The 18,808-nt window shown below is 39.6% G+C and carries 22 protein-coding genes; 13 read left to right on the top strand and 9 right to left on the bottom strand.

Going from position 1 to position 18,808, the window contains the following annotated elements; translation table 11 throughout:
- Window positions 1-2 precede the first annotated feature (2 nt).
- The 6 genes from OFO07_RS03665 (at window position 3) to OFO07_RS03640 (ending at window position 6,170) form a co-directional block, all read left to right on the top strand.
- Window positions 3-245 (top strand): KH domain-containing protein, encoded by a 243-nt coding sequence (locus OFO07_RS03665; protein WP_270858253.1) that lies wholly within the window; start codon window positions 3-5, stop codon window positions 243-245.
- A complete protein-coding gene (gene rimM, locus OFO07_RS03660) occupies window positions 238-768 on the top strand; it encodes a ribosome maturation factor RimM (protein ID WP_270870970.1) in 531 nt (176 codons plus the stop codon). Before OFO07_RS03665 ends, rimM begins: the two co-directional genes overlap by 8 nt.
- Complete coding sequence (gene trmD / locus OFO07_RS03655) at window positions 765-1,454, top strand: tRNA (guanosine(37)-N1)-methyltransferase TrmD (RefSeq protein WP_270870969.1); 690 nt, start codon at window positions 765-767, stop codon at window positions 1,452-1,454. Before rimM ends, trmD begins: the two co-directional genes overlap by 4 nt.
- Before the next feature lie 10 nt (window positions 1,455-1,464).
- Window positions 1,465-1,821, top strand: coding sequence for a 50S ribosomal protein L19 (rplS, locus tag OFO07_RS03650; protein ID WP_270858256.1), 357 nt, complete (start codon window positions 1,465-1,467; stop codon window positions 1,819-1,821).
- Between the two features lie 186 nt (window positions 1,822-2,007).
- Window positions 2,008-4,947: an acyl-CoA dehydratase activase gene (locus OFO07_RS03645; RefSeq protein ID WP_270870968.1), complete on the top strand. Its 2,940-nt coding sequence runs from the start codon at window positions 2,008-2,010 to the stop codon at window positions 4,945-4,947.
- A 2-nt stretch (window positions 4,948-4,949) separates the two neighbouring features.
- Entirely contained in the window at window positions 4,950-6,170 is a 1,221-nt protein-coding gene (locus tag OFO07_RS03640; RefSeq protein ID WP_270870967.1) for a 2-hydroxyacyl-CoA dehydratase, read from the top strand.
- Between the two features lie 79 nt (window positions 6,171-6,249).
- Here the strand turns inward: OFO07_RS03640 and OFO07_RS03635 are convergent, their stop codons facing one another.
- The 4 genes from OFO07_RS03635 to prfB all read right to left on the bottom strand — a co-directional run bounded on the left by OFO07_RS03635 (window position 6,250) and on the right by prfB (window position 8,817).
- Window positions 6,250-6,795, bottom strand: coding sequence for a hypothetical protein (locus OFO07_RS03635; RefSeq protein WP_270870966.1), 546 nt, complete (start codon window positions 6,793-6,795; stop codon window positions 6,250-6,252).
- A 132-nt stretch (window positions 6,796-6,927) separates the two neighbouring features.
- The gene (locus OFO07_RS03630) at window positions 6,928-7,365 is read right to left on the bottom strand and encodes a hypothetical protein (RefSeq protein ID WP_270870965.1); all 438 of its coding nucleotides are present in this window, start codon (window positions 7,363-7,365) and stop codon (window positions 6,928-6,930) included.
- A gap of 9 nt (window positions 7,366-7,374) precedes the next feature.
- Window positions 7,375-7,695, bottom strand: coding sequence for a type II secretion system protein (locus OFO07_RS03625; RefSeq protein ID WP_270858261.1), 321 nt, complete (start codon window positions 7,693-7,695; stop codon window positions 7,375-7,377).
- Between the two features lie 21 nt (window positions 7,696-7,716).
- Window positions 7,717-8,817, bottom strand: coding sequence for a peptide chain release factor 2 (gene prfB, locus OFO07_RS03620; protein WP_270858262.1), 1,101 nt, complete (start codon window positions 8,815-8,817; stop codon window positions 7,717-7,719).
- A gap of 125 nt (window positions 8,818-8,942) precedes the next feature.
- Here prfB and panC point away from each other — a divergent pair, with 125 nt between their 5' ends.
- Together panC and rimO are read left to right on the top strand one after the other, a co-directional pair.
- Window positions 8,943-9,764, top strand: a complete 822-nt coding sequence (gene panC, locus OFO07_RS03615) for a pantoate--beta-alanine ligase (RefSeq protein WP_270858263.1) — start codon at window positions 8,943-8,945, stop codon at window positions 9,762-9,764.
- Window positions 9,765-9,766: 2 nt separating this feature from the next.
- Complete coding sequence (rimO, locus tag OFO07_RS03610) at window positions 9,767-11,074, top strand: 30S ribosomal protein S12 methylthiotransferase RimO (protein ID WP_270870964.1); 1,308 nt, start codon at window positions 9,767-9,769, stop codon at window positions 11,072-11,074.
- Between the two features lie 130 nt (window positions 11,075-11,204).
- Here the strand turns inward: rimO and OFO07_RS03605 are convergent, their stop codons facing one another.
- Window positions 11,205-11,411 carry a transcriptional regulator gene (locus tag OFO07_RS03605; protein WP_270858265.1) on the bottom strand — a complete coding sequence of 69 codons (207 nt, stop codon included), beginning with the start codon at window positions 11,409-11,411 and terminating at the stop codon, window positions 11,205-11,207.
- A 165-nt stretch (window positions 11,412-11,576) separates the two neighbouring features.
- Between OFO07_RS03605 and OFO07_RS03600 the strand changes: the two genes are divergently transcribed.
- The 3 genes from OFO07_RS03600 to tilS all read left to right on the top strand — a co-directional run bounded on the left by OFO07_RS03600 (window position 11,577) and on the right by tilS (window position 13,731).
- Window positions 11,577-12,011 (top strand): hypothetical protein, encoded by a 435-nt coding sequence (locus tag OFO07_RS03600; protein WP_270870963.1) that lies wholly within the window; start codon window positions 11,577-11,579, stop codon window positions 12,009-12,011.
- A gap of 9 nt (window positions 12,012-12,020) precedes the next feature.
- Window positions 12,021-12,488, top strand: a complete 468-nt coding sequence (locus tag OFO07_RS03595; RefSeq protein WP_270870962.1) for a hypothetical protein — start codon at window positions 12,021-12,023, stop codon at window positions 12,486-12,488.
- 205 nt (window positions 12,489-12,693) lie between these two features.
- Window positions 12,694-13,731: a tRNA lysidine(34) synthetase TilS gene (gene tilS / locus OFO07_RS03590; RefSeq protein ID WP_270870961.1), complete on the top strand. Its 1,038-nt coding sequence runs from the start codon at window positions 12,694-12,696 to the stop codon at window positions 13,729-13,731.
- On the opposite strand, the gene OFO07_RS03585 is transcribed toward tilS, so the two are convergent.
- The 4 genes from OFO07_RS03585 to OFO07_RS03570 are packed head-to-tail and all read right to left on the bottom strand — an operon-like array spanning window position 13,678 to window position 16,659.
- A complete protein-coding gene (locus tag OFO07_RS03585) occupies window positions 13,678-14,436 on the bottom strand; it encodes a hypothetical protein (protein WP_270865083.1) in 759 nt (252 codons plus the stop codon). The genes tilS and OFO07_RS03585 overlap by 54 nt on opposite strands.
- A 48-nt stretch (window positions 14,437-14,484) precedes the next feature.
- Window positions 14,485-15,144: a lysophospholipid acyltransferase family protein gene (locus OFO07_RS03580; protein ID WP_270870960.1), complete on the bottom strand. Its 660-nt coding sequence runs from the start codon at window positions 15,142-15,144 to the stop codon at window positions 14,485-14,487.
- Window positions 15,125-16,420, bottom strand: coding sequence for a tRNA (N6-isopentenyl adenosine(37)-C2)-methylthiotransferase MiaB (gene miaB, locus OFO07_RS03575; RefSeq protein ID WP_270865081.1), 1,296 nt, complete (start codon window positions 16,418-16,420; stop codon window positions 15,125-15,127). The genes OFO07_RS03580 and miaB overlap by 20 nt, the downstream gene beginning before the upstream one ends.
- Entirely contained in the window at window positions 16,417-16,659 is a 243-nt protein-coding gene (locus OFO07_RS03570; RefSeq protein ID WP_270858271.1) for an HP0268 family nuclease, read from the bottom strand. The genes miaB and OFO07_RS03570 overlap by 4 nt, the downstream gene beginning before the upstream one ends.
- Window positions 16,660-16,815: 156 nt before the next feature.
- Here OFO07_RS03570 and nusA point away from each other — a divergent pair, with 156 nt between their 5' ends.
- Entirely contained in the window at window positions 16,816-17,946 is a 1,131-nt protein-coding gene (nusA, locus tag OFO07_RS03565) for a transcription termination factor NusA (protein ID WP_270870959.1), read from the top strand.
- 97 nt (window positions 17,947-18,043) lie between these two features.
- Window positions 18,044-18,787, top strand: coding sequence for a hypothetical protein (locus tag OFO07_RS03560; protein ID WP_270870958.1), 744 nt, complete (start codon window positions 18,044-18,046; stop codon window positions 18,785-18,787).
- Window positions 18,788-18,808 lie beyond the last annotated feature (21 nt).

The following is an 18,808-nucleotide window of genomic DNA, read 5'->3' as shown; positions in this document are numbered from 1 at the left end:
TCATGGTTGAAAACTTTATAAAAGAATACGCAAAACTCATCGTAGATCACCCAGACTCGATTTCTACCGAGCTAAAATCTGGCGATAATTTCACAGAGATTATCATCTACGCTGATAAGGCCGATACTGGCAAACTTATCGGCAAAGACGGCAAAATGATTAACGCCATAAAAACGGTCATCATGGGCTATAAGGCCAAGGATCCGAGTAACTACAAAATCACGGTTAAAGCCAAAGATGCCTGAAAACCTGCTCGAAGTCGCTAAGCTCGGCAAAACAGTCGGCCTAAAAGGCGCATTGCGACTTCACGATAAAAGCGATTTCCCAAAACAATTTAAAAAAGGTGCCAAATTTTACTTACAAGATGGCACCGTTTTGGAAATTTCTGCATTTTTACAATCAAATTCCACTGTGAAATTCGTAGGTTTTGAGAGCATTGAACTAGCCCAAAATTTAGTAAATAAAACCCTTTATCAAACTATCGAAAACACTAGAAAAAACTGCCCGCTAAAAAAAAGCGAATTTTTCTATTTTGATATTTTGGGGCTTAGCGTTTGCGAAGATGGCGAAATTTTGGGCGAGGTAAGCAACATAATGGAGAGTGGCAGTGCGTATCTTTTTGAGGTAAAAACAGCGAGCGAGCTTGTAAATTTGGGGCTTGCTAGCACATTTTTTGTGCCATACCTAGATAATTTTGTAGTTCAAATTTCGCTTGATGAGCGCAAAATTTTAACCAAAAACGCTAAGGCGATTTTAGAAAATTCATGAAATTTACCTTCGTAAGCCTTTTTCCAAATTTAATCCAACCATATTTTGAGGACTCGATTTTAAAACGAGCCGTTGATAAGGGCATTATCGAGCTAAATTTTTTAAATCCCAGAGAATTTACTGCCAACAAATACAAAAAGGTCGATGATTATATGATAGGCGGAGGCGCAGGTCTTTTAATCGGCACCGAACCCCTAGCTAGGACGCTTGATGAGTTTAAAAAAACTTCCCCAAACGCAAAAATCATCTACCTAACCCCAGTTGGCAAAAAATTTACCCAAAACGACGCAAAACGCCTAGCCAGGCAGAGCGAAATTTGCTTTATTTGTGGCAGATACGAAGGAATCGACGAGCGCATAATCGAAGAGTATGTCAGCGAAGTTTTTTGCATAGGGGATTTTGTCTTAACTGGTGGCGAGCTTGGCGCGCTGTGCATGAGCGACGCTATAAGCCGAAATTTAGCCGGTGTTTTGGGAAATACTGCCTCGCTTGATGAAGAGAGCTTCGAAGATGGGCTTTTAGAGGCACCCTCTTTCACAAAACCTGATATTTTTAAAAATTTATCTATAATTTCAGAGTTTTTAAAGGGTAATCACGCTAAAATGCACAGTTTAAAAAATCAAATGGCGCTAATGAAAACTAGGTACTTTCGGGTGGATATGTACCGAAAAATCGCCAAAAAATAAAGGACATTTTATGAAAAACAAGTATATTCAAGCATTTGAAGATGCTCAAATTGCAAACAAAGTTGTGCCTGATTTTCGTGCTGGCGATACACTAAAAGTCGCTATCAGAATCAAAGAAGGCGACAAAAGCCGTGTTCAAAATTTCGAGGGCGTATGTATCGCTAGACGCGGCGAAGGCGTAAGCGAGACATTTATCATCCGCAAAATCGGTGCTAACAGCGTTGGCGTAGAGAGAATTTTCCCAATTTACAGCGAAAGTATCGAAAATATCGAAGTATTACGCCGTGGTCGTGTCCGCAGATCAAAACTATTTTATCTACGCAACAGACAAGGTAAAGCTGCTAAAATTAAAGAGCTTAGAAAATAATTTTAGCCCAAAATTCAGCGCAAATTTGCGCAAAATAGGATTTTATCTCGCTAATGAGATAAAATCTATCATTATTTTATTTTCGTTTAAAAACAATGTATAAAATCACGAAATTTAAATTTTACATAGCTTATTTTTTTAATAAATTTTGTAAAATTTCAATAAAATTTTCAAAAGTGATGAATTATGATATATCTAGGCATTGATGTTGGTTCCACGACTGTAAAAACAGTAATTTTAAATGAAAATAATGAAATTTTAGAAAAAACCTACCAAAGACACTTAGCCAAACCAAAAGAGCTAGTTTTACAGAGAATTTTAGAAATCCAAAAAAGATATCCAAACGAAAATTTCAGCCTCTCCATAGCAGGTTCAGCCGGTATGGGTATCGCCAAAAACTGCGAAATTCCCTTTGTCCAAGAGGTTTATGCCACTTCGCTAGGAGTTAGGCAGATGTTTCCTAAAACCGATATCGTCATCGAACTAGGTGGCGAGGACGCGAAAATTATATTTCTCACAGGCGGGGTCGAGGAGCGTATGAACGGCTCGTGCGCGGGCGGAACTGGCGCGTTTATCGATCAAATGACAAATTTGCTAAATTTAGATATCGCTGAACTTGACAAACTAAGCTTTAACGCGAGCAAAATTTACCCTATCGCCTCTCGGTGCGGGGTTTTTGCCAAAAGCGATATTCAGCCACTTCTAAATCAAGGCGTGCGCAAAGAAGACATAAGTGCGAGCATTTACGCAGCCGTAGTCGAGCAGACAATCGCCGGACTTGCGCAAGGACGCGAGGTTAAGGGCAATATTTTGTTTCTAGGCGGACCGCTATTTTTCTTAAAAGGTTTGCAAAAACGCTTCAAAGAGGCGCTAAATTTAAGCGACGAAAACGCCACCTTCCCTGATATCGGGCCATTTTTCGTGGCGTATGGTTCAGCGATTTATGCCAAAAAAACAGGCACCGCGCTAAATTTGGACAAAATCATAGAACTTTTGCAAAAAAGCCCAAACAAAGAGCTTTTAGAATCAGAGGAGCCTCTGTTTAGCTCGCAGGCTGAATTTGACGAATTTATCGCTCGCCACGAAAAAGCGAGTGTCCCCAAAGCCGACATCGCCTCATACTCTGGGAGCGCGTATTTGGGCGTGGATTGCGGCAGCACGACGATTAAGGTCGTTTTAATCGGCGAAAATTACGAGCTTTTATACAAATTTTACTCATCAAACAAGGGCGATCCGATAAATATCTTGCAAGAAAAACTAGCCGAAATTTACGCCCTTTGTGGCTCGCGCATAAAAATCAAAAGCTCAGGCGTTACAGGATATGGCGAGGAGCTAATCAAAACCGCATTTGGCTTTGATTACGGCATAGTCGAGACTATCGCGCATTACAGCGCGGCGCGCCACTTCAACCCAAAGGTCGATTTTATCATCGATATCGGCGGACAAGATATCAAATGCTTTTCGATAAAAGACGGTAATATCGATTCTATCGTGCTAAATGAGGCGTGCAGTTCAGGGTGCGGGTCGTTTTTGCAAACATTTTCGAATTCGCTAGGCCATGAAATCAAAAATTTCGCCAAAATGGGGCTTTTCGCCTCGCACCCAGCCAAGCTTGGCAGTCGTTGCACGGTCTTTATGAACTCATCTGTCAAACAGGCCCAAAAAGACGGCGCGAGCGTGGAAGATATCAGCGCAGGACTTGCAATTAGCGTGATTAAAAACGCGATTTACAAGGTAATTCGTGTGCGAAATTCTGACGATTTGGGGCAAAATATCGTGGTTCAGGGCGGGACATTTTTAAACAATGCCGTGCTAAGAGCCTTTGAAAAAGAGCTTGGCAAAAATGTCATCAGGCTCGATATTAGCGAGCTTATGGGCGCGTATGGGGCTGCGCTTTTTGCGCGAGATAACGCGCCAATTAGCTCAAATTTAATCACGAGCGAAAAACTAGCAATATTTACGCACAAAAGCGAATTTGATACCTGCAAGCTTTGCACGAACAAATGCCCGCTTACAATCACGCATTTTGAAAATTCGAAATTTATCACCGGAAATAAATGCGAAAGAGGCGCAGGTAAGGCTATCAGAAACGATATTACGAATTTGTTCGAGTTTAAAAACGAGCTTTTGAAAAAATACAAAAAGCTCCCAAAAGAGGGCGCGCCAAAGGTCGGAATTCCGCTTGTTTTGAATATGTATGAGATGATTCCGTTTTGGAGTGCGTTTTTTGAAAATTTAGGTATGAGCGTCGCTCTATCTCGCAAACCGCGCAAAGAGACGCTGTTTTTAGCCAATCAAAGCATACCAAGCGACACAGTCTGCTACCCAGCCAAAAGCGTGCATGGGCATATCTACGACTTGCTAGCGCAAAATGTCGATTTTATATTTTATCCGTGCATGAGCTACAACCTAGACGAAAATATCAGCGAAAACTGCTACAACTGCCCTGTGGTAGCGTATTATCCAGAACTAATCAAGGCAAATGTCAGCGCGCTAGATGAAGTAGCGTTTTCATATCCTCACCTAGATTTAAATTCGCCTGATTTTTTTGCCAAAACTATGCGAAAAGAGTTAGCAAATTTAGGGTTTAAATTTAAGCTTGATGTCATCAAAAATGCCGTATTTCAGGGCAAAAAAGAGCTAGAAAACTACAAAAACACTATTCTAATCAAAGGCGAAGAAACCCTAAATTTAATCCGCGAGCAAAATTTGAGCGCAATCGTGCTTGCTGGCAGACCATATCATATCGACAAAAGCGTAAATCACGGGATTGATCGCTACTTAAATTCTCTCGGATTTATCGTGCTAAGCGAGGATAGCCTGCCACTAATGCAGGTTCAAACCAAATCACTAAATCAATGGACATACCACGCCAGGCTGTATAGCGCGGCTAGATTTATCTGCAAATACCCTAAAATGCAACTCGTGCAACTCGTAAGCTTTGGGTGCGGGATAGACGCGATTACAGGCGATGAAGTGCGCGATCTGCTACGCGCAAATGGCAAAATTTACACTCAGCTTAAAATCGACGAAGTTACAAATCTGGGCGCAGTCAAAATCCGCCTACGCTCGCTAAAAGCGACAATGTTAGAGCGCGAAAAAGCTCAATTTATACAAAAAGGCTAATGATGTTTGCGAAATTTACAAAAGATATGAAAAGCACTCACACGATTTTAATCCCTACGATGATCGATCCGCATTTTCGCTTTATGAAAAGCGTTTTGGCTGATGAGGGGTATAAAAGCGTGCTTTTACGGGACAATCGCGCAAACATCGTCGAGGAGGGCTTGCGAAATGTCCATAACGATATGTGCTACCCTGCCCTGCTCGTAATCGGGCAGTTTATCGACGCGCTAAAAAGTGGCGAATTTGACACGCACAAGGTCGCACTTCTGATAAGCCAAACGGGTGGCGGATGCAGGGCGAGCAACTATATAAATTTGCTTCGCAAAGCCCTAAATGAGAGCGGTTTTGGCTATGTGCCGGTGATCTCGCTAAATTTTGGCTCGCTAGATGAAAATGGATTTGCGCTGAGCAAAATGGCGCTAATCAAGCTGTTTGTGGCGATTTTTTACGGCGATTTGATGATGAATTTATACAATCAGTGCAAACCATACGAAAAAATTCCTAACCAAACAAACGAAATTTACGAAAAAATGGTCGAATTTATCGCAAATTTGACAAATCAAAAATCATTTTTCAAACTAAATAAAAATTTTGGCCATATCCTGCAAAATTTCGCCAAAATAGAGCGTTTGGGCGAGCCAAAAATCAGGGTTGGTATCGTGGGCGAAATCTATCTGAAATACTCCCCTATCGGCAACAACGGCCTAAACGCCTACCTCATCAAAGAAAACGCAGAACCCGTAAATACCGGGCTAATGGATTTCGTGCTGACTTGCATTTATGATGCTGTGTATGACAAAAAGCTCTATGGCAAGGGCGGTGCGGCGTATTGGGGTAGTCTTGGGGTTGCTAAAATTTTAGAATTTTGCCAAAAAAAATTAATTCGCGCTATGAAAAAACACGGATTTCGTCCGCCAACGCCATTTAAAGAGGTGCGTGCAGCCGCTGAGGGATATATCAGCCACGGCGTGAAAATGGGCGAAGGGTGGCTACTCACAGCTGAAATGGTCGAATTTATGAAGCAAGGCGTGCAAAATGTCGTCTGCGCCCAGCCATTTGGCTGTCTGCCAAATCATATCATCGCGCGCGGTATGATACGCAAAATCAAGCAAAACTACCCAGACGCCAACATCGCCGCAATCGACTACGACCCGGGCGCAAGTGCGGTAAATCAAGAAAACCGCATAAAATTAATGCTTTCAAATGCAAATAGGGAATTTTAAAATTTAAAATTTCGTAAGAATTTGGCTAAATTTAACAGCCAAATTTGGCTAAATTTCAATGAATTTAGCCAAATTTCATCTATCTTGTTCTGCGTTTTATATCTCTGTGTGCGCTTCTGTGGCGTTCGCCGTTGTCATTATCAAACCCTCTAGCCTCGCGTTCGCGCCTTTTGATTTCTCTGCCACTCGAATTTGCTCTGCTAAACTGCGTCTCTCTTTTAGCACGGCGCAAATTCATTTCGCGCTCGCCGTTGTTAGCATGAATTTTGCGGATTTCGCGCTCGTGGCGGATTGATTTATCGCCTAGGCGGTGATTATGCGGGCGTGAAGAGATGGCTGGGCGAGTGTGCGGGCGAGTATTTATATGGCTGTGGCGATTGTCCCGAACCACGACTGGGCGTCTATCTACCACGACAGGACGCCTATCCACGATCACTGGGCGTCTATCATAAATCACAGGGCGACGGCGATATCCTCTGTCATAGTAATAATCGCTCTCGTAATACCCCCTATAATACGGACTTCCGCTATCATACACCACGCTACCTGAGGCTCTCGTGTGCGCACAGCCTGTGAAAAACAAACCGACAATCGCGCCAAGAATTGCAAATTTTAAAATTTTCATTTTGTATCTCCTTTATGAAATCGGAGCGAATTTTACATTTGCGTGATTAAATTTTTTGTTTATGAAATTTAAATTTGAAAGCTAGGGCGAAATTTGATAAATTTTAAAATTTCGCCCAAAATTTGGCTAAATTTAGCCGTTATAACCCAAGCGTCTCATATTTGCGCAAGCGTTTTTGTATCCGTGGTAGCAAGTTTTTGTATAAATGTCAATCGCATTAAATGTGTTTTGTTGCACACCTTGACCTTTTTCAAACATCTCAGCTAATTTCATGCAAGCTGGATAGTTTTGGGCGTATGCGCACAATGCGTTGTAAGCGAACGCAGAAGATGCATAATCACCCTTGGCATACATTTGCTCGGCAAAACTAAAACATAATTGTTCATTGCCATTTTTGCAAGCGTCACTTTGGACAATATTACCCTCGATTTTTACCTGACGGATTCCATCTTGCACCTCATTATAGCTGTATTTTCCAGCCTTTGGCGCGCTTACTGCGCTTTTTGGTGCATTGCTGACACAACCTGCTAAAAATAATCCTGCAATCATCACAGCGATTAAATTTTTCATAAGCTATCCTTATCTGCCTAAGATATAGTAAGTGTCTTTGTTCGGCACTTTTTCTAAGGCTATATTAAATTTATCCGACCAAGCCTTGATCATATCTACAACAGCCTCTTTGCGCTCTTTTGTAGCGGCCTCATTTTTGATTTTAAAATACGGATTTGTATTTGACATAGCGATGTAAGCATCATAAATTTTAAGCTTATCGTTTAGTGTAACGATGTGCTCCAACTCTGTGTCTGTGAAATCACATTTTGACAAAATACCGCGAAGTTGCGCTATCACCGCCTCGCTTGAAGTATAACCTAATGCTAGAAGAATTCCCTCTTCACTCATATTAATCCTTTCTAATGAAATTTATTGTTTGTTTGCTTGCGAAATTAAAACGCCCTCGATTAGCTTTTTTATATCGCCGTCAAGTATCGCATCGGTTTGGCTAAACGCCTCGCCTGAGCGGTTGTCCTTGACCTGCTGATACGGGAAAAGCACATAAGAGCGAATCTGATGTCCCCAGCCAATATCGCTTTTTTCGATACTATCGCTTGCTTCTCGTTTTTTCATAAGTTCAAGCTCGTAAAGTCGCGATTTTAGCACCTTCATTGCCGTTTCTTTATTTTTGTGTTGGCTTCTATCGTTTTGACAATTCACCACAATCCCAGTGGCTAAGTGAGTTATGCGAACAGCACTTTCTGTTTTGTTGATGTGCTGCCCACCTGCCCCACTAGCGCGAAAAACATCGATTTTAATGTCCTTATCCTCGATATTTATCTCAATATCATCGTTTAGCTCAGGGCTTACCATGACGCTTGAAAAGCTCGTGTGCCTACGCCCTGCACTATCAAATGGACTGGTTCGCACTAGGCGGTGGATTCCGTTTTCGGCCTTTAAATACCCATAGGCGTTTTCGCCACGCACGATAAAGCTTACATCTTTAATCCCCGCTTCATCGCCCTCTTGGAAGTCCAAAACCTCTACCTTAAAGCCCTCTCTCTCGCAAAACCTGCTATACATACGATACAGCATGCCCGCCCAGTCGCAACTCTCTGTCCCACCAGCTCCTGGGTGGATAGTGATAATCGCGTTTTTGTCATCGTCATCGCCACCGAGCATCATCGCTAACTCTAAATTTGAAATTTCCTCTTCCAGCTCGCTTGCGCCCTCGAAAAGGTCGTTTATCGTATCATCATCATTTTCGCTAAGGGCTAATTCGTAAATTTCACGCGCATCATCAAGCGCAGAATTTGCCTTTTTAAATTTCGCCAAAACCGAGCTGATTTTGGTCTTTTCGCGTCCGATTTGAGTTGCTAGCTTCACATCGCTCCAAAATTTCTCGTCCGCTTCGATTTTTGAAATTTCCTCTAAGCGCGCGCTAATTTCATCTGGTTTGATAATCGAGCTAATATTATTGATTTTTATGTCAAGGTTTTTCAAAAGTTCGCTATATTCGTAATTATCCAAGTTTTGCCTTTAAATTTTTTGCGAGATTATAACAGCTTAAAGCTTTTAACCCTTTTAACCCAGAGTTAAATTTTAATTTTTTTGAGTTATAATCGCCCTTTAAATTTCAAAATTTGGAAGTAAATATGCAAATCATAAGAACAGTAGAAGAGTTACGAGCATTTCGTGCCAATGCCTGTGGTAATGTGGGATTTGTCCCTACAATGGGGGCTTTACACGCTGGACACATAAGCCTAATCAAACAAGCCAGAAACGAAAACGACATCGTAATCGTATCGACCTTCGTAAATCCTACGCAGTTTTTACCGGGCGAGGATTACGAAAAATATCCAAAAAACGAAGAAGCAGATATTAAAATTTGCGAAAATTTAGATATCAACGCTATGTTTATCCCAGAAGTTAGCGAAATTTACACAGATAATGAACCAACAATCATAGCGGTGCGCCCGACATCTGAAATTTTGGAGGGCAAAACCCGCCCAGGGCACTTCGACGGCGTGTGTATGGTGCTGAATAAATTTTTCAATATCGTTCGCCCAAACAATGTCTATATGGGCAAAAAGGACGCCCAACAGCTCTTTATCGTGCAAAATATGGTAAAAAGCTTTTTAATGGATATTAATATCGTGCCGTGCGAAATCGTCAGAGAGAGCGACGGGCTGGCTCTGAGCTCGCGCAATGCGTATTTGGACGAAGAGGAAAAAATGCTAGCGCTTAAAATTTCGCGCTCTCTCTTAAACGCTAGCAATCTAATCGCCAAAGGCGAGATTAGCACGAGCATTTTAAAGGATAAAATGCTTTCGATTTTAGAGCCATTAGAGGTCGATTATATCGCGTTTGTAAATAGAAATTTCGAAATTTTAGACCAAATCGAGCCTAAAAACACCATTATCCTTGTCGCCGCAAAGGTCGGCAAAACTCGCCTAATCGATAATATTTGGTTGTAAAGATGCCAAAACTTTATTTAGTCTCACTTGGGTGCAATAAAAATCTCGTCGATAGCGAGATTATGCTAGGTAGGTTGCAAAACTACGAAATCGTCTCCGAGCCCCAAAACGCCGATGTCATGATAGTAAATACCTGTGGATTTATCGCTTCGGCGAAGCAAGAAAGTATCCGCACAATCCTAGAACTCGCAGAATTTAAGAAAAAAAACGGCGTTTTGGTTGTAACTGGCTGTTTGATGGAGCGTTATAAAGACGAGCTTATGCGTGAGCTTCCCGAAGTCGATATTTTCAGCGGTGTCGGCGACTACGATAAAATAGACGAGATGATACTCAAAAAACAAAATCTATTTTCGCCAAATACTTACTTGCAAACCACGCAAAAAAGGGTAATCACTGGCTCAAATTTTCACGCTTACATTAAAATCGCCGAAGGGTGCAACCAAAAATGCAGTTTTTGCGCGATTCCAAGCTTCAAAGGGCGACTAAAAAGTCGCAGTTTAGATGACATCGAAGCCGAAGTCAGGGATTTGGTCGCACAGGGATTTTATGATTTTAGCTTTATCGCGCAAGATACGAGCAGCTATGGGCGAGATAGAGGCGAAAAAGACGGGCTAATCGCGCTTATAAATCGCATTGAAAAGATTGAGGGTGTGAAATTTGCGCGAATTCTTTATCTTTATCCGACCACGACGAGCGAAAATTTGATTAAAACTATCATAAGCTCACCCGTTTTTGTGAATTATTTCGATATGCCAATCCAGCACATAAATGACGAAATGCTAAAAATTATGAAGCGTGGAAATGCTAAAAATGAAATTTTAAATTTGCTAAATTTAATGCGCTCTGCTCCAAATTCGTTTTTGCGAACCGGCGTGATAATCGGGCACCCGGGCGAGAGCGAAGCGGAATTTAACGAGCTTTGCGAGTTTTTAAGCGAGTTTAAATTTGATAGAATTTCAGCCTTTGCCTACTCCAAAGAAGAAGACACGGCAAGTTGTGAAATGGAGCAAATTCCAACTCGCGTTATCACAAAACGGCTAAATAAAATCGAAAAAATCGTGGATAAAGCGATTTTGGCGAGTTTTTCCGGGCTTGTAGGCACCACGCAAAGCGTGGAAATCACAGGCATTAGCTCAGAAGGCGAGTTTTTTTACGGCGCAAAACTAGCTCTTTGGGACAAAGACATCGACGGCGAGATTTTAATCAACGAAAGCGAGATTGAAAATTTGCAAATCGGACAGCTATATGAGTGCGAGATTAGCGAATTCGTCGGCGGAAAACTCATAGGGAAAATTACAAAACAAATTTAATGTCATTGCGAGTTTTACGAAGTAAAACGAAGCAATCCAGTAAATTTAAATAATGTTTGATTTTAAAAAAACGGCTTCGCCGTTGCTGGATTGCTTCAAATTTGCTACGCAAATTCTCGCAATGACAAAACTATTTCAACCTAAATTCCCTATTTTCTTCGGCTATTTTTAAAAGTTCAGTGTAAATTTCTTCGTGGGCTTTCAGAAGTTCATCAAATTTAAATCCAAGCATAACAATGCGATAAAGTTCGGGCTTGTTTTTACGCCAATTATACAGCGTTTTTGTATCAATCCCCAAAATCCCACAAATATCTCGTTTTGTTAATTTTTTTGGCATTTTTTATCCTTGAATTTTGCAGAAATTATACGGATAAAAGTTTTTGTATCTAACAAAGGAAATAATACTTATATTTTTAATTTTAAAAGGATATATTCCTTAAATTTTATAAGATTTAAGTAAAAGCTTGGTATAATAGTAAGATTTTTTATTAAAGGTGTAAAAATGAAAAAACATTTGATTTGTATGATTTTTGGTGCAATGTTGTTTTATGGTTGTGGCGATGACGGAATAGGAGCAAAACCAAAAGCCCCAAGTTGTGGCGATACCGATGTAAAAGAAACCGTGAAAAAAATAATAGTTTCAAGCGATATTTGCCCCAGAGCCGGAGTCGGTTATTGTGCTTGCGCTGCCATAAAAGATAAGCTGTCAGTCGAAGAAGTGATGCAATTTTATGTGTGCAAGGATATTAACAAAGAAAAATTGCTTAAAGATATAGAGAAACTAAAACAAGCAATGCCAACTGAAATCGATACTATTGAACAACAAGATAGAGAATCGCGTTGTGAAGCCAAATTACTTAATTTATCTTTAAGTTACTCTGCTCGTTATGCAGATGACGGAAAAACCTTAAAAGTAAAAATTACTCAATATCAATAAAGGCAATATATGAAAGATTTAGAATTATGCTTAGAAAAAATAAAAGAACATACTGCAAAAAATAATATTGTGGGTAAATGGTCTGATTTTTTGGTTGAGAAAAAATTCAATAAACTTTTATTTGAAACAGCAAAAACAGAAGCAGAAAGAGTATATTATAAAGATTTTAAAAAATTGGAGAAAGAATTTAATGATAATAAAATAAACCAAAATAAATTTATATATGAAACATTTAATCTATGGTGGTTTTGCGATACAAATAATATTCTGCTTAAAGATTATGTAGAATATGAATATATAATAAACAGCTTTAAAAAGCTATTAGAATCAGATTGCAATCAACAAAAATTGCTTATAAACAATATTAACAATAAAGGCTTTAATATTTTAATAGAATTTGCTGAGTATTTACATGATAACGATTTCAAAAATTTATTGATAGAATTAAAAGAAAAATTTGATAATAACAGTAAATAAACGGCTAGAAGCGTAGGGTGGGTATCCTTGCCCACCAAAAAATTTGGCAAATCAAAATGGTGGGGCAAATGCCAACCCTACAAAAACGGCTTTGCCATTTGCTGGATTGCCACGACTTTGCTTTCACAAAGTCTCTCAATGACAAAAAAATTCAAAATTAATCACTTTTTAGCTATCATTACAGATATTTTTAGAAAGAAAGATTTTGAAAACCTTAAACATTGACACCGAAATTTTGGACTTTTTGCGTGGTAGGAAAAATTTACTTGCTTTTTCGCATGGAAGCGACAGCACGGCGCTTTTTTATACGCTTTTAAATTTGGGCGTTAAATTTGATTGTGCTTTGATAAATTATAAAACCCGCGAAAATAGCGATTTAGAAGAAATTTCTGCAAAAGAGCTTTGCGATAAATTTGGCGTTAAAATTTATATCAAAACTGCTCCGCTAAATTTAGAAAATTCAGGCGATTTCGAAAATACTGCGCGCAAAATTCGCTACGATTTTTTTGATGAAATCTGCGCTAAATTCGGACACGACACACTTATCACAGCGCACCAATTAAACGATAAATTTGAGTGGTTTTTAATGCAACTTGGACGAGGCGCAGGTCTAGCAAATCTGCTTGGCTTTGAAAAAATCGAAAATCGCACAAATTACGCTATCGTGCGACCATTTTATAATGTCAGCAAAACGCAAATTTTAGAGTTTTTAAGCGAAAATAAAATCAAATTTTTTAACGATATTTCAAACAAAAATACTAAATTTGCAAGGAACGCCGTAAGGGCTGAATTTAGCGATAAATTCGTAGAAAAATACGCTTTAAATTTAGCCAAAAGTTTTGAGTTTTTATCGCTCGACAAAGCAAATTTAATGGGCGAATTTGTATATCAAAAAGATAAATTTTTTGTGCTTGAAAATTCGCAAAAAAGCCTAAATTTAATCGATAAAGCGTGTAAAATTTTAGGCGTCGTTCTTAGCCAAAATCAACGAAAAGAAATCCAAAAAACAGACTGCGTCCTTTCGGGTAAAATTTGCGTTTGCAAAAACGAAAAATTCTACTTCGTCGCCCCATTTGAGAAAACAAAAATGGATAAAAAATTCAAAGAAAAATGCCGAATTTTAAAAATTCCGCCACTAATTCGCCCCTATATTTTCGCTAGAAGCGAAATTTTAGCAGAGTGCGAAGGGCTAATTTCTGGCCTCGACCATAGCGATTTTGTTGATAAAATCGGCGAAATTTAGGTTGATAAGATTTGTTTTGATATGGATTCGTGTAAAAATCACATAGCCGATCTCATTGCTGAGCGTGCCGTCTGAGTAAATGAAAACATTTGTCAAAAACTCGCTGTTTTTTGACTGGTAAAAATTGTCGATTTGGAAATTTAAAATCTCATAAAACAACTCATCGCTATCGCTCATCATGCCCTTCATCTCGTCATCTATGAGAATCATATCGGCATAAAGAGCGCGTTTTTTGTTTGCCACCAAAAACGCCACGCGGTCGTTAAATTTAAGCACAAACATCGCGACACTATCGATTTCATGCTGATTTTTGTATAAAAAATAAAGCACCTTAAAAAGGCTTTCATAAGAGTTGAAGCTCGCGCCGAATTTCTCGTCGCTCCCCGTTGTCGCACTGCGCGGGAATTCCACGGTAAAATCGCTATCGACGCTTTGATAAAAGCACTCGTCAGTCCTTTTAGGCTCGCTAGAAAAAATCACCCTTTGCGCTGGATCGTCGATTAGTATATTTGCGTGCAAACTTTTGGCAATCCCTTGCCTAAATTCCGCCATTTGCGCCGCAAAATCAGTTGCACTATCGACGCTAAATTTGAGCGTCTTTTCATCTACGATTTTTTTACTAAATCCAAGTTTTCTAAAAACAAATTCGCACTCGCTATCATTTTGCGCCACGCTTAGAAAAGATTTAGCCTTGAAAAGTCCCATTTTTTCTCCTAAAAAATGCTAATTATACCAAAAATCGTTTATGCAAAACTAAAAATCGAAATTTTTATCTTTTTCGGCCTGAGCAAAAAGCAAATTTGCTATTTTCTCTTTCGCCTCTTCTAGCCCCAATCCAGCGATATCTAGTGGCTCGCTTAGGCTGTAATTTATGCGCGAAAAGGGCTTTGGCAAGACCATTTTATCCCAGCTTCTAAACTCCCAAAAACGGCTCGCTTCGTAATTTAGCGCGTAAATTTTGAGATTTTTTTTCTGCGCGATCGTGACAGCTCCGTCTGCGACGCTGTGTCTTGGACCTCTGGGACCATCTGGGGTGATGATGACATCTACGCCGTTTTTGATTTCGCTAAATGCGTTCATCAGCGCCCTAACTGCGCCTTTGGAGCTCGATCCTCTAATCGCGCCAATACCAAAATGCGAAATCACTCTCGTGATAATCTCGCCGTCTTTGTGGTCCGAGATGATGACCTTTACCTTTCTTTTTTCGCCATAATACCGTTTCCAGTAGCGAAGATAGGCAAAAGGCATCATTGCAAGTCTGCCGTGCCAAAACACCACCACGCAAGTTTCATCTGATAATTTTGTATCGCTAAATTTAACCCTACAAGTAAGATAAATCAAGCGTATCAAAAAAGTCCCAATATATTCTACACAAAAAAAGATAATGCGTTTTTTAAAGGGTAACTTTTCCATAAAGTGCCATTCTAGCGGCTTTTTCGATTTTTACATTTAGTGTGCGCCCAAGCAGTTCCTCGCTACCATTTACGCAAACCAAAAAATTCGAAAAACTTCTGCCAGCTACTTGATTGTTTTCGCGCAGTTCCTCGAAATACACCTCGTGCCCTCTACCTACCTGCGCGCTCATAATCTCATCTAAAATTTCATTATGCAGACCCTGCAAATAGCTAAGGCGCGCACTTGCGACTTTATCGTCGATTAGCACTAAATTCTGCGCTGGCGTGTGCGGACGCGGACTAAATTTAAAGCTAAAAACCTGCTCGAATTTCACCTGTTTTAGCACATCAATCGTATCGGCGAAATCCGCCTCGCTCTCCGTCGGATAAGCCACGATGATATCGGTGCTAATGCTCACATCTGGGCATAAATCTCGCAGTTTTAGCGCGCGATCAAGGAACCACTCCTTGCTATATCCACGCCTCATATCGCGCAAAACCTTAGTCGAACCGCTTTGTAGTGGCATGTGCATGGATTTGCAAATTTTAGAATTTGAGCTAAAAACTTCTAAAAATTTATCGTCCATGTGAAGCGGGTGCGGGCTAGTAAAGCGAATCCGCTCAATCCCCTCAATCTCGCTTAGCCTTACTAAAAGGTCGCTAAAATCGATTTTTTCGTGCGCATTGGAAAATCTTTTGCCATAGTTATTGACATTTTGACCGAGCAAAAATATCTCTTTTGCCCCACGCTGGGCACTTCTGCGCGCCTCATCAAGTATGATTTTTGCTGGGATTGAGAGCTCGTCGCCTCTGGTTTGTGGCACGATACAATACGAACATTTTTTGTCGCAACCAATCATAATATTTATGTATGATTTGTAAGGACTGCCCCGAAATTCGCCAAAGGCAAACTCGCTCTCATCGTAGTTTATATCGGTGCTAATAAATTTTGGCGTTTGCACAGCTTGCGAGATTTTCGATACATTTCGTGCGCCTAGGACGAAATCCACGAACGGAGCGCGCCTGAAAATTTCAGCGCCCAAGTGGCTAGCAGTGCAGCCACAAACTCCGATTTTTGAGCCAGCCTTGCGAACTTTGTCAAATGCGCCAATCTCGCTAAAAAGCTTATGCACGGGCTTTTCACGCACAGAGCAGGTGTTTATAAGGATTAAATCAGCAATGTTAATATCGTTTGTGAGTTCGTAATTTTGGTTTTTTAGTTCGGCGATGATGTGCTCGCTATCACGCACATTCATCGCACAACCGAGGGTTTGTATGTAGAGAAATTTTTTCAAACTATATGCACCTCATACATATATTCGTTTTCATTTAGACCATAATACACGCTTCTTTGATAGACCGAAAATCCCTTTTTTTCGAAAAATTCTATCAACGCAATGATATCTTTATGCGAATTTTCTCTATCTAAATAGAAAATTTTTTGACCACTTTTTGCGATTTGAGCTTCCAAATCTTCGACTTTTGCACTCTTTGGCTTCGCTTCTAGGCTAGTTCTAGCGAGTTTTACTTGCATTGCTTCATCCTTTCGTATTTCAAATTTTAAACTGATGAGTTTAGCAAAATTAATATAATAATTCGTTTAAATAAAAATAAAGTCTAAATTTAATATAATACCGAACTCGAAAATTTTAAAAATCCCAAAATTTAGCAGTGTAAGAAAAGGAAAATTATGGAAAAAATCACAGACATAATCGAGTCTATCGCAAACGAAAAAGGACTTGATCCCGCAGATGTGGGCGCACGGGTCAAAACAGCCTTTATCCAAACCGCAAAAAGGCTATTTGGCGAGCAGTTTATCTACGACAGCGAGGTAGATCCCGTTACTAAAAAGGTCAAACTCTACCAAAAAGTCCAGGTCGTAGCCGATAATGACGAGCGCGCAGGACAGGATAATTTCATCGCAATTAGCGAAGCCAAAAAGCATGGGGACGCTGAGATTGGCGACGAGCTAAGCTATGATATAAATATCGAAAATCTCGGCCGCACAGCTTCGCAGGTTTTGGCAAAAGAGCTAAATTACCATATCCAACGCCTACTCGAAGAGAAAATTTTCGAAAGCTATAAAAACAAAATCGGCACCCTAGCCCACGGCACCGTCACCAAAATCGACGCTAGCGAAACGACATTTGTCGAAATCGACGATATCAAAGCCTACATGCCACAAAAAAACCGCATAAAAGGCGAGAGTTTCAAAGTGGGCGATGTCGTCCAAGCCGTCATCAAAAACGCCTATATCGACAAAAATCAAGGCATAAAATTAGAGCTTTCGCGCACAAGCCCTAAATTTTTAGAGGCGATTTTACGCACAGAAGTGCCTGAAATCAAAGACGGAAGCGTCATAATCCAAGCATGCGCTAGGATTCCGGGCAAACGCACGAAAATAGCTCTTAGCTCAGTTTCGCCAAATATCGATCCAGTGGGCGCAACCGTAGGCAAAGGTGGCACTAGAATCGACGCTGTGAGTAAGTTTTTGAGCAAAAATTTAAGCGAAGAGGACAAAAAAGCTGGCGGAGAGAGCATAGACGCGTTTGAATACTCTGCCTCGCCTGAAATTTTAATCTCGCGCGCAATGGCGCCTGCGATTGTAAATTCGGTCAAAATCACAGATGAAAACAAAGCAATTGTTTATATCAACCCTGACCAAAAATCCAAAGCTATCGGCAAAAACGGCCTAAATATCCGCCTAGCCTCAATGCTAAGTGGCTATGAAATCGAGCTAATCGAAACAGGCGCATCAAGCGAAAAAGTATCAAACGAAGAGGGATTAAAAAATCTCGAAGCGCTCTTTGGTGGTCTGTGAGAATTATACAAAATTTGCGAATTTTTAAAATTCGCAAATTTTAAAATAATCAAAATTTTAAAGGCAAAATATGGATTTGACATATAGTATTATTCCAATGGATAAAATGGATAATTTAGAAAATTACAAAAAAGATGAAACAAAAATCTCATTTTTGCACGATAGTGTTAGCGATAAAATTTTTATTTATAAATCCAAATATACGAAACTTTATTCAATATTTGGATTTTATTTTTTGGTTAAAAACAATACCGAGGAAAAAACTCAATATACCTGCCATTATTCAAAGCAAGAATTAAGCGATATTGATGTTTCAAAAGCACTTAGAGGGTCAAAAACACTGAAAATTTCCGACCATAACTCATACGATAGCGATATTAAGGTTGTAGTTTGTGAAAAGGGCTTTTTATGGTATGACAAATGCAATTTTAACAATACAAATAAATTTGAAAAAACTCTTTTGCTATTTTTAATAGCATTAGCCTATAACAAAAAGTCAAACGAAATTTTACGAAAGGTTTCCAAATCTTATAAAAACAATTCTTTTAACGAAATGATAAATACTAGAAATGAAATTTACGATTTTGATTTGAACTGTTTTTTTAGCAATCCAGTCAAACAAGACCGTCACCAACTATACGACATTTGGAGTATAATTGAAAAAAATTATCATGTTAATGATATACACAATGAAATAAAAATGCAGGTTGTAGAACTGACAAATTTGATAGAAAGCAAAAAAAGATATAAATTTGCGACAAGACTGACAATTATAGGTTTATTTTTAAGTGCAGCTTCACTAATAGGTATTATTAAAGATTTAAAAGAATTGTTTGGCTAAAAACAAAATAACCCAAAATTT

Source organism: Campylobacter sp. JMF_06 NA1 (assembly GCF_027737785.1).
Taxonomy (GTDB): domain Bacteria; phylum Campylobacterota; class Campylobacteria; order Campylobacterales; family Campylobacteraceae; genus Campylobacter_B.
The sequence above is the reverse complement of the archived record's forward strand: the minus strand, read 5'-3'. Positions and strand labels throughout refer to the sequence as shown.

Bases quoted from the DNA above. Each gene is read 5' to 3' on its own strand.
- OFO07_RS03640 (WP_270870967.1), top strand. From the start codon at position 4,950: ATGTTTGCGAAATTTACAAAAGATATGAAAAGCACTCACACGATTTTA.
- OFO07_RS03605 (WP_270858265.1), bottom strand. From the start codon at position 11,411: ATGCCAAAAAAATTAACAAAACGAGATATTTGTGGGATTTTGGGGATT.
- OFO07_RS03635 (WP_270870966.1), bottom strand. From the start codon at position 6,795: ATGAAAATTTTAAAATTTGCAATTCTTGGCGCGATTGTCGGTTTGTTT.
- OFO07_RS03665 (WP_270858253.1), top strand. From the start codon at position 3: ATGGTTGAAAACTTTATAAAAGAATACGCAAAACTCATCGTAGATCAC.
- OFO07_RS03645 (WP_270870968.1), top strand. From the start codon at position 2,008: ATGATATATCTAGGCATTGATGTTGGTTCCACGACTGTAAAAACAGTA.
- OFO07_RS03570 (WP_270858271.1), bottom strand. From the start codon at position 16,659: ATGCAAGTAAAACTCGCTAGAACTAGCCTAGAAGCGAAGCCAAAGAGT.
- rimO (WP_270870964.1), top strand. From the start codon at position 9,767: ATGCCAAAACTTTATTTAGTCTCACTTGGGTGCAATAAAAATCTCGTC.
- rimM (WP_270870970.1), top strand. From the start codon at position 238: ATGCCTGAAAACCTGCTCGAAGTCGCTAAGCTCGGCAAAACAGTCGGC.
- trmD (WP_270870969.1), top strand. From the start codon at position 765: ATGAAATTTACCTTCGTAAGCCTTTTTCCAAATTTAATCCAACCATAT.
- OFO07_RS03600 (WP_270870963.1), top strand. From the start codon at position 11,577: ATGAAAAAACATTTGATTTGTATGATTTTTGGTGCAATGTTGTTTTAT.
- rplS (WP_270858256.1), top strand. From the start codon at position 1,465: ATGAAAAACAAGTATATTCAAGCATTTGAAGATGCTCAAATTGCAAAC.
- OFO07_RS03560 (WP_270870958.1), top strand. From the start codon at position 18,044: ATGGATAAAATGGATAATTTAGAAAATTACAAAAAAGATGAAACAAAA.
- OFO07_RS03625 (WP_270858261.1), bottom strand. From the start codon at position 7,695: ATGAGTGAAGAGGGAATTCTTCTAGCATTAGGTTATACTTCAAGCGAG.
- OFO07_RS03585 (WP_270865083.1), bottom strand. From the start codon at position 14,436: ATGGGACTTTTCAAGGCTAAATCTTTTCTAAGCGTGGCGCAAAATGAT.
- OFO07_RS03580 (WP_270870960.1), bottom strand. From the start codon at position 15,144: ATGGAAAAGTTACCCTTTAAAAAACGCATTATCTTTTTTTGTGTAGAA.
- OFO07_RS03630 (WP_270870965.1), bottom strand. From the start codon at position 7,365: ATGAAAAATTTAATCGCTGTGATGATTGCAGGATTATTTTTAGCAGGT.
- OFO07_RS03595 (WP_270870962.1), top strand. From the start codon at position 12,021: ATGAAAGATTTAGAATTATGCTTAGAAAAAATAAAAGAACATACTGCA.
- nusA (WP_270870959.1), top strand. From the start codon at position 16,816: ATGGAAAAAATCACAGACATAATCGAGTCTATCGCAAACGAAAAAGGA.
- panC (WP_270858263.1), top strand. From the start codon at position 8,943: ATGCAAATCATAAGAACAGTAGAAGAGTTACGAGCATTTCGTGCCAAT.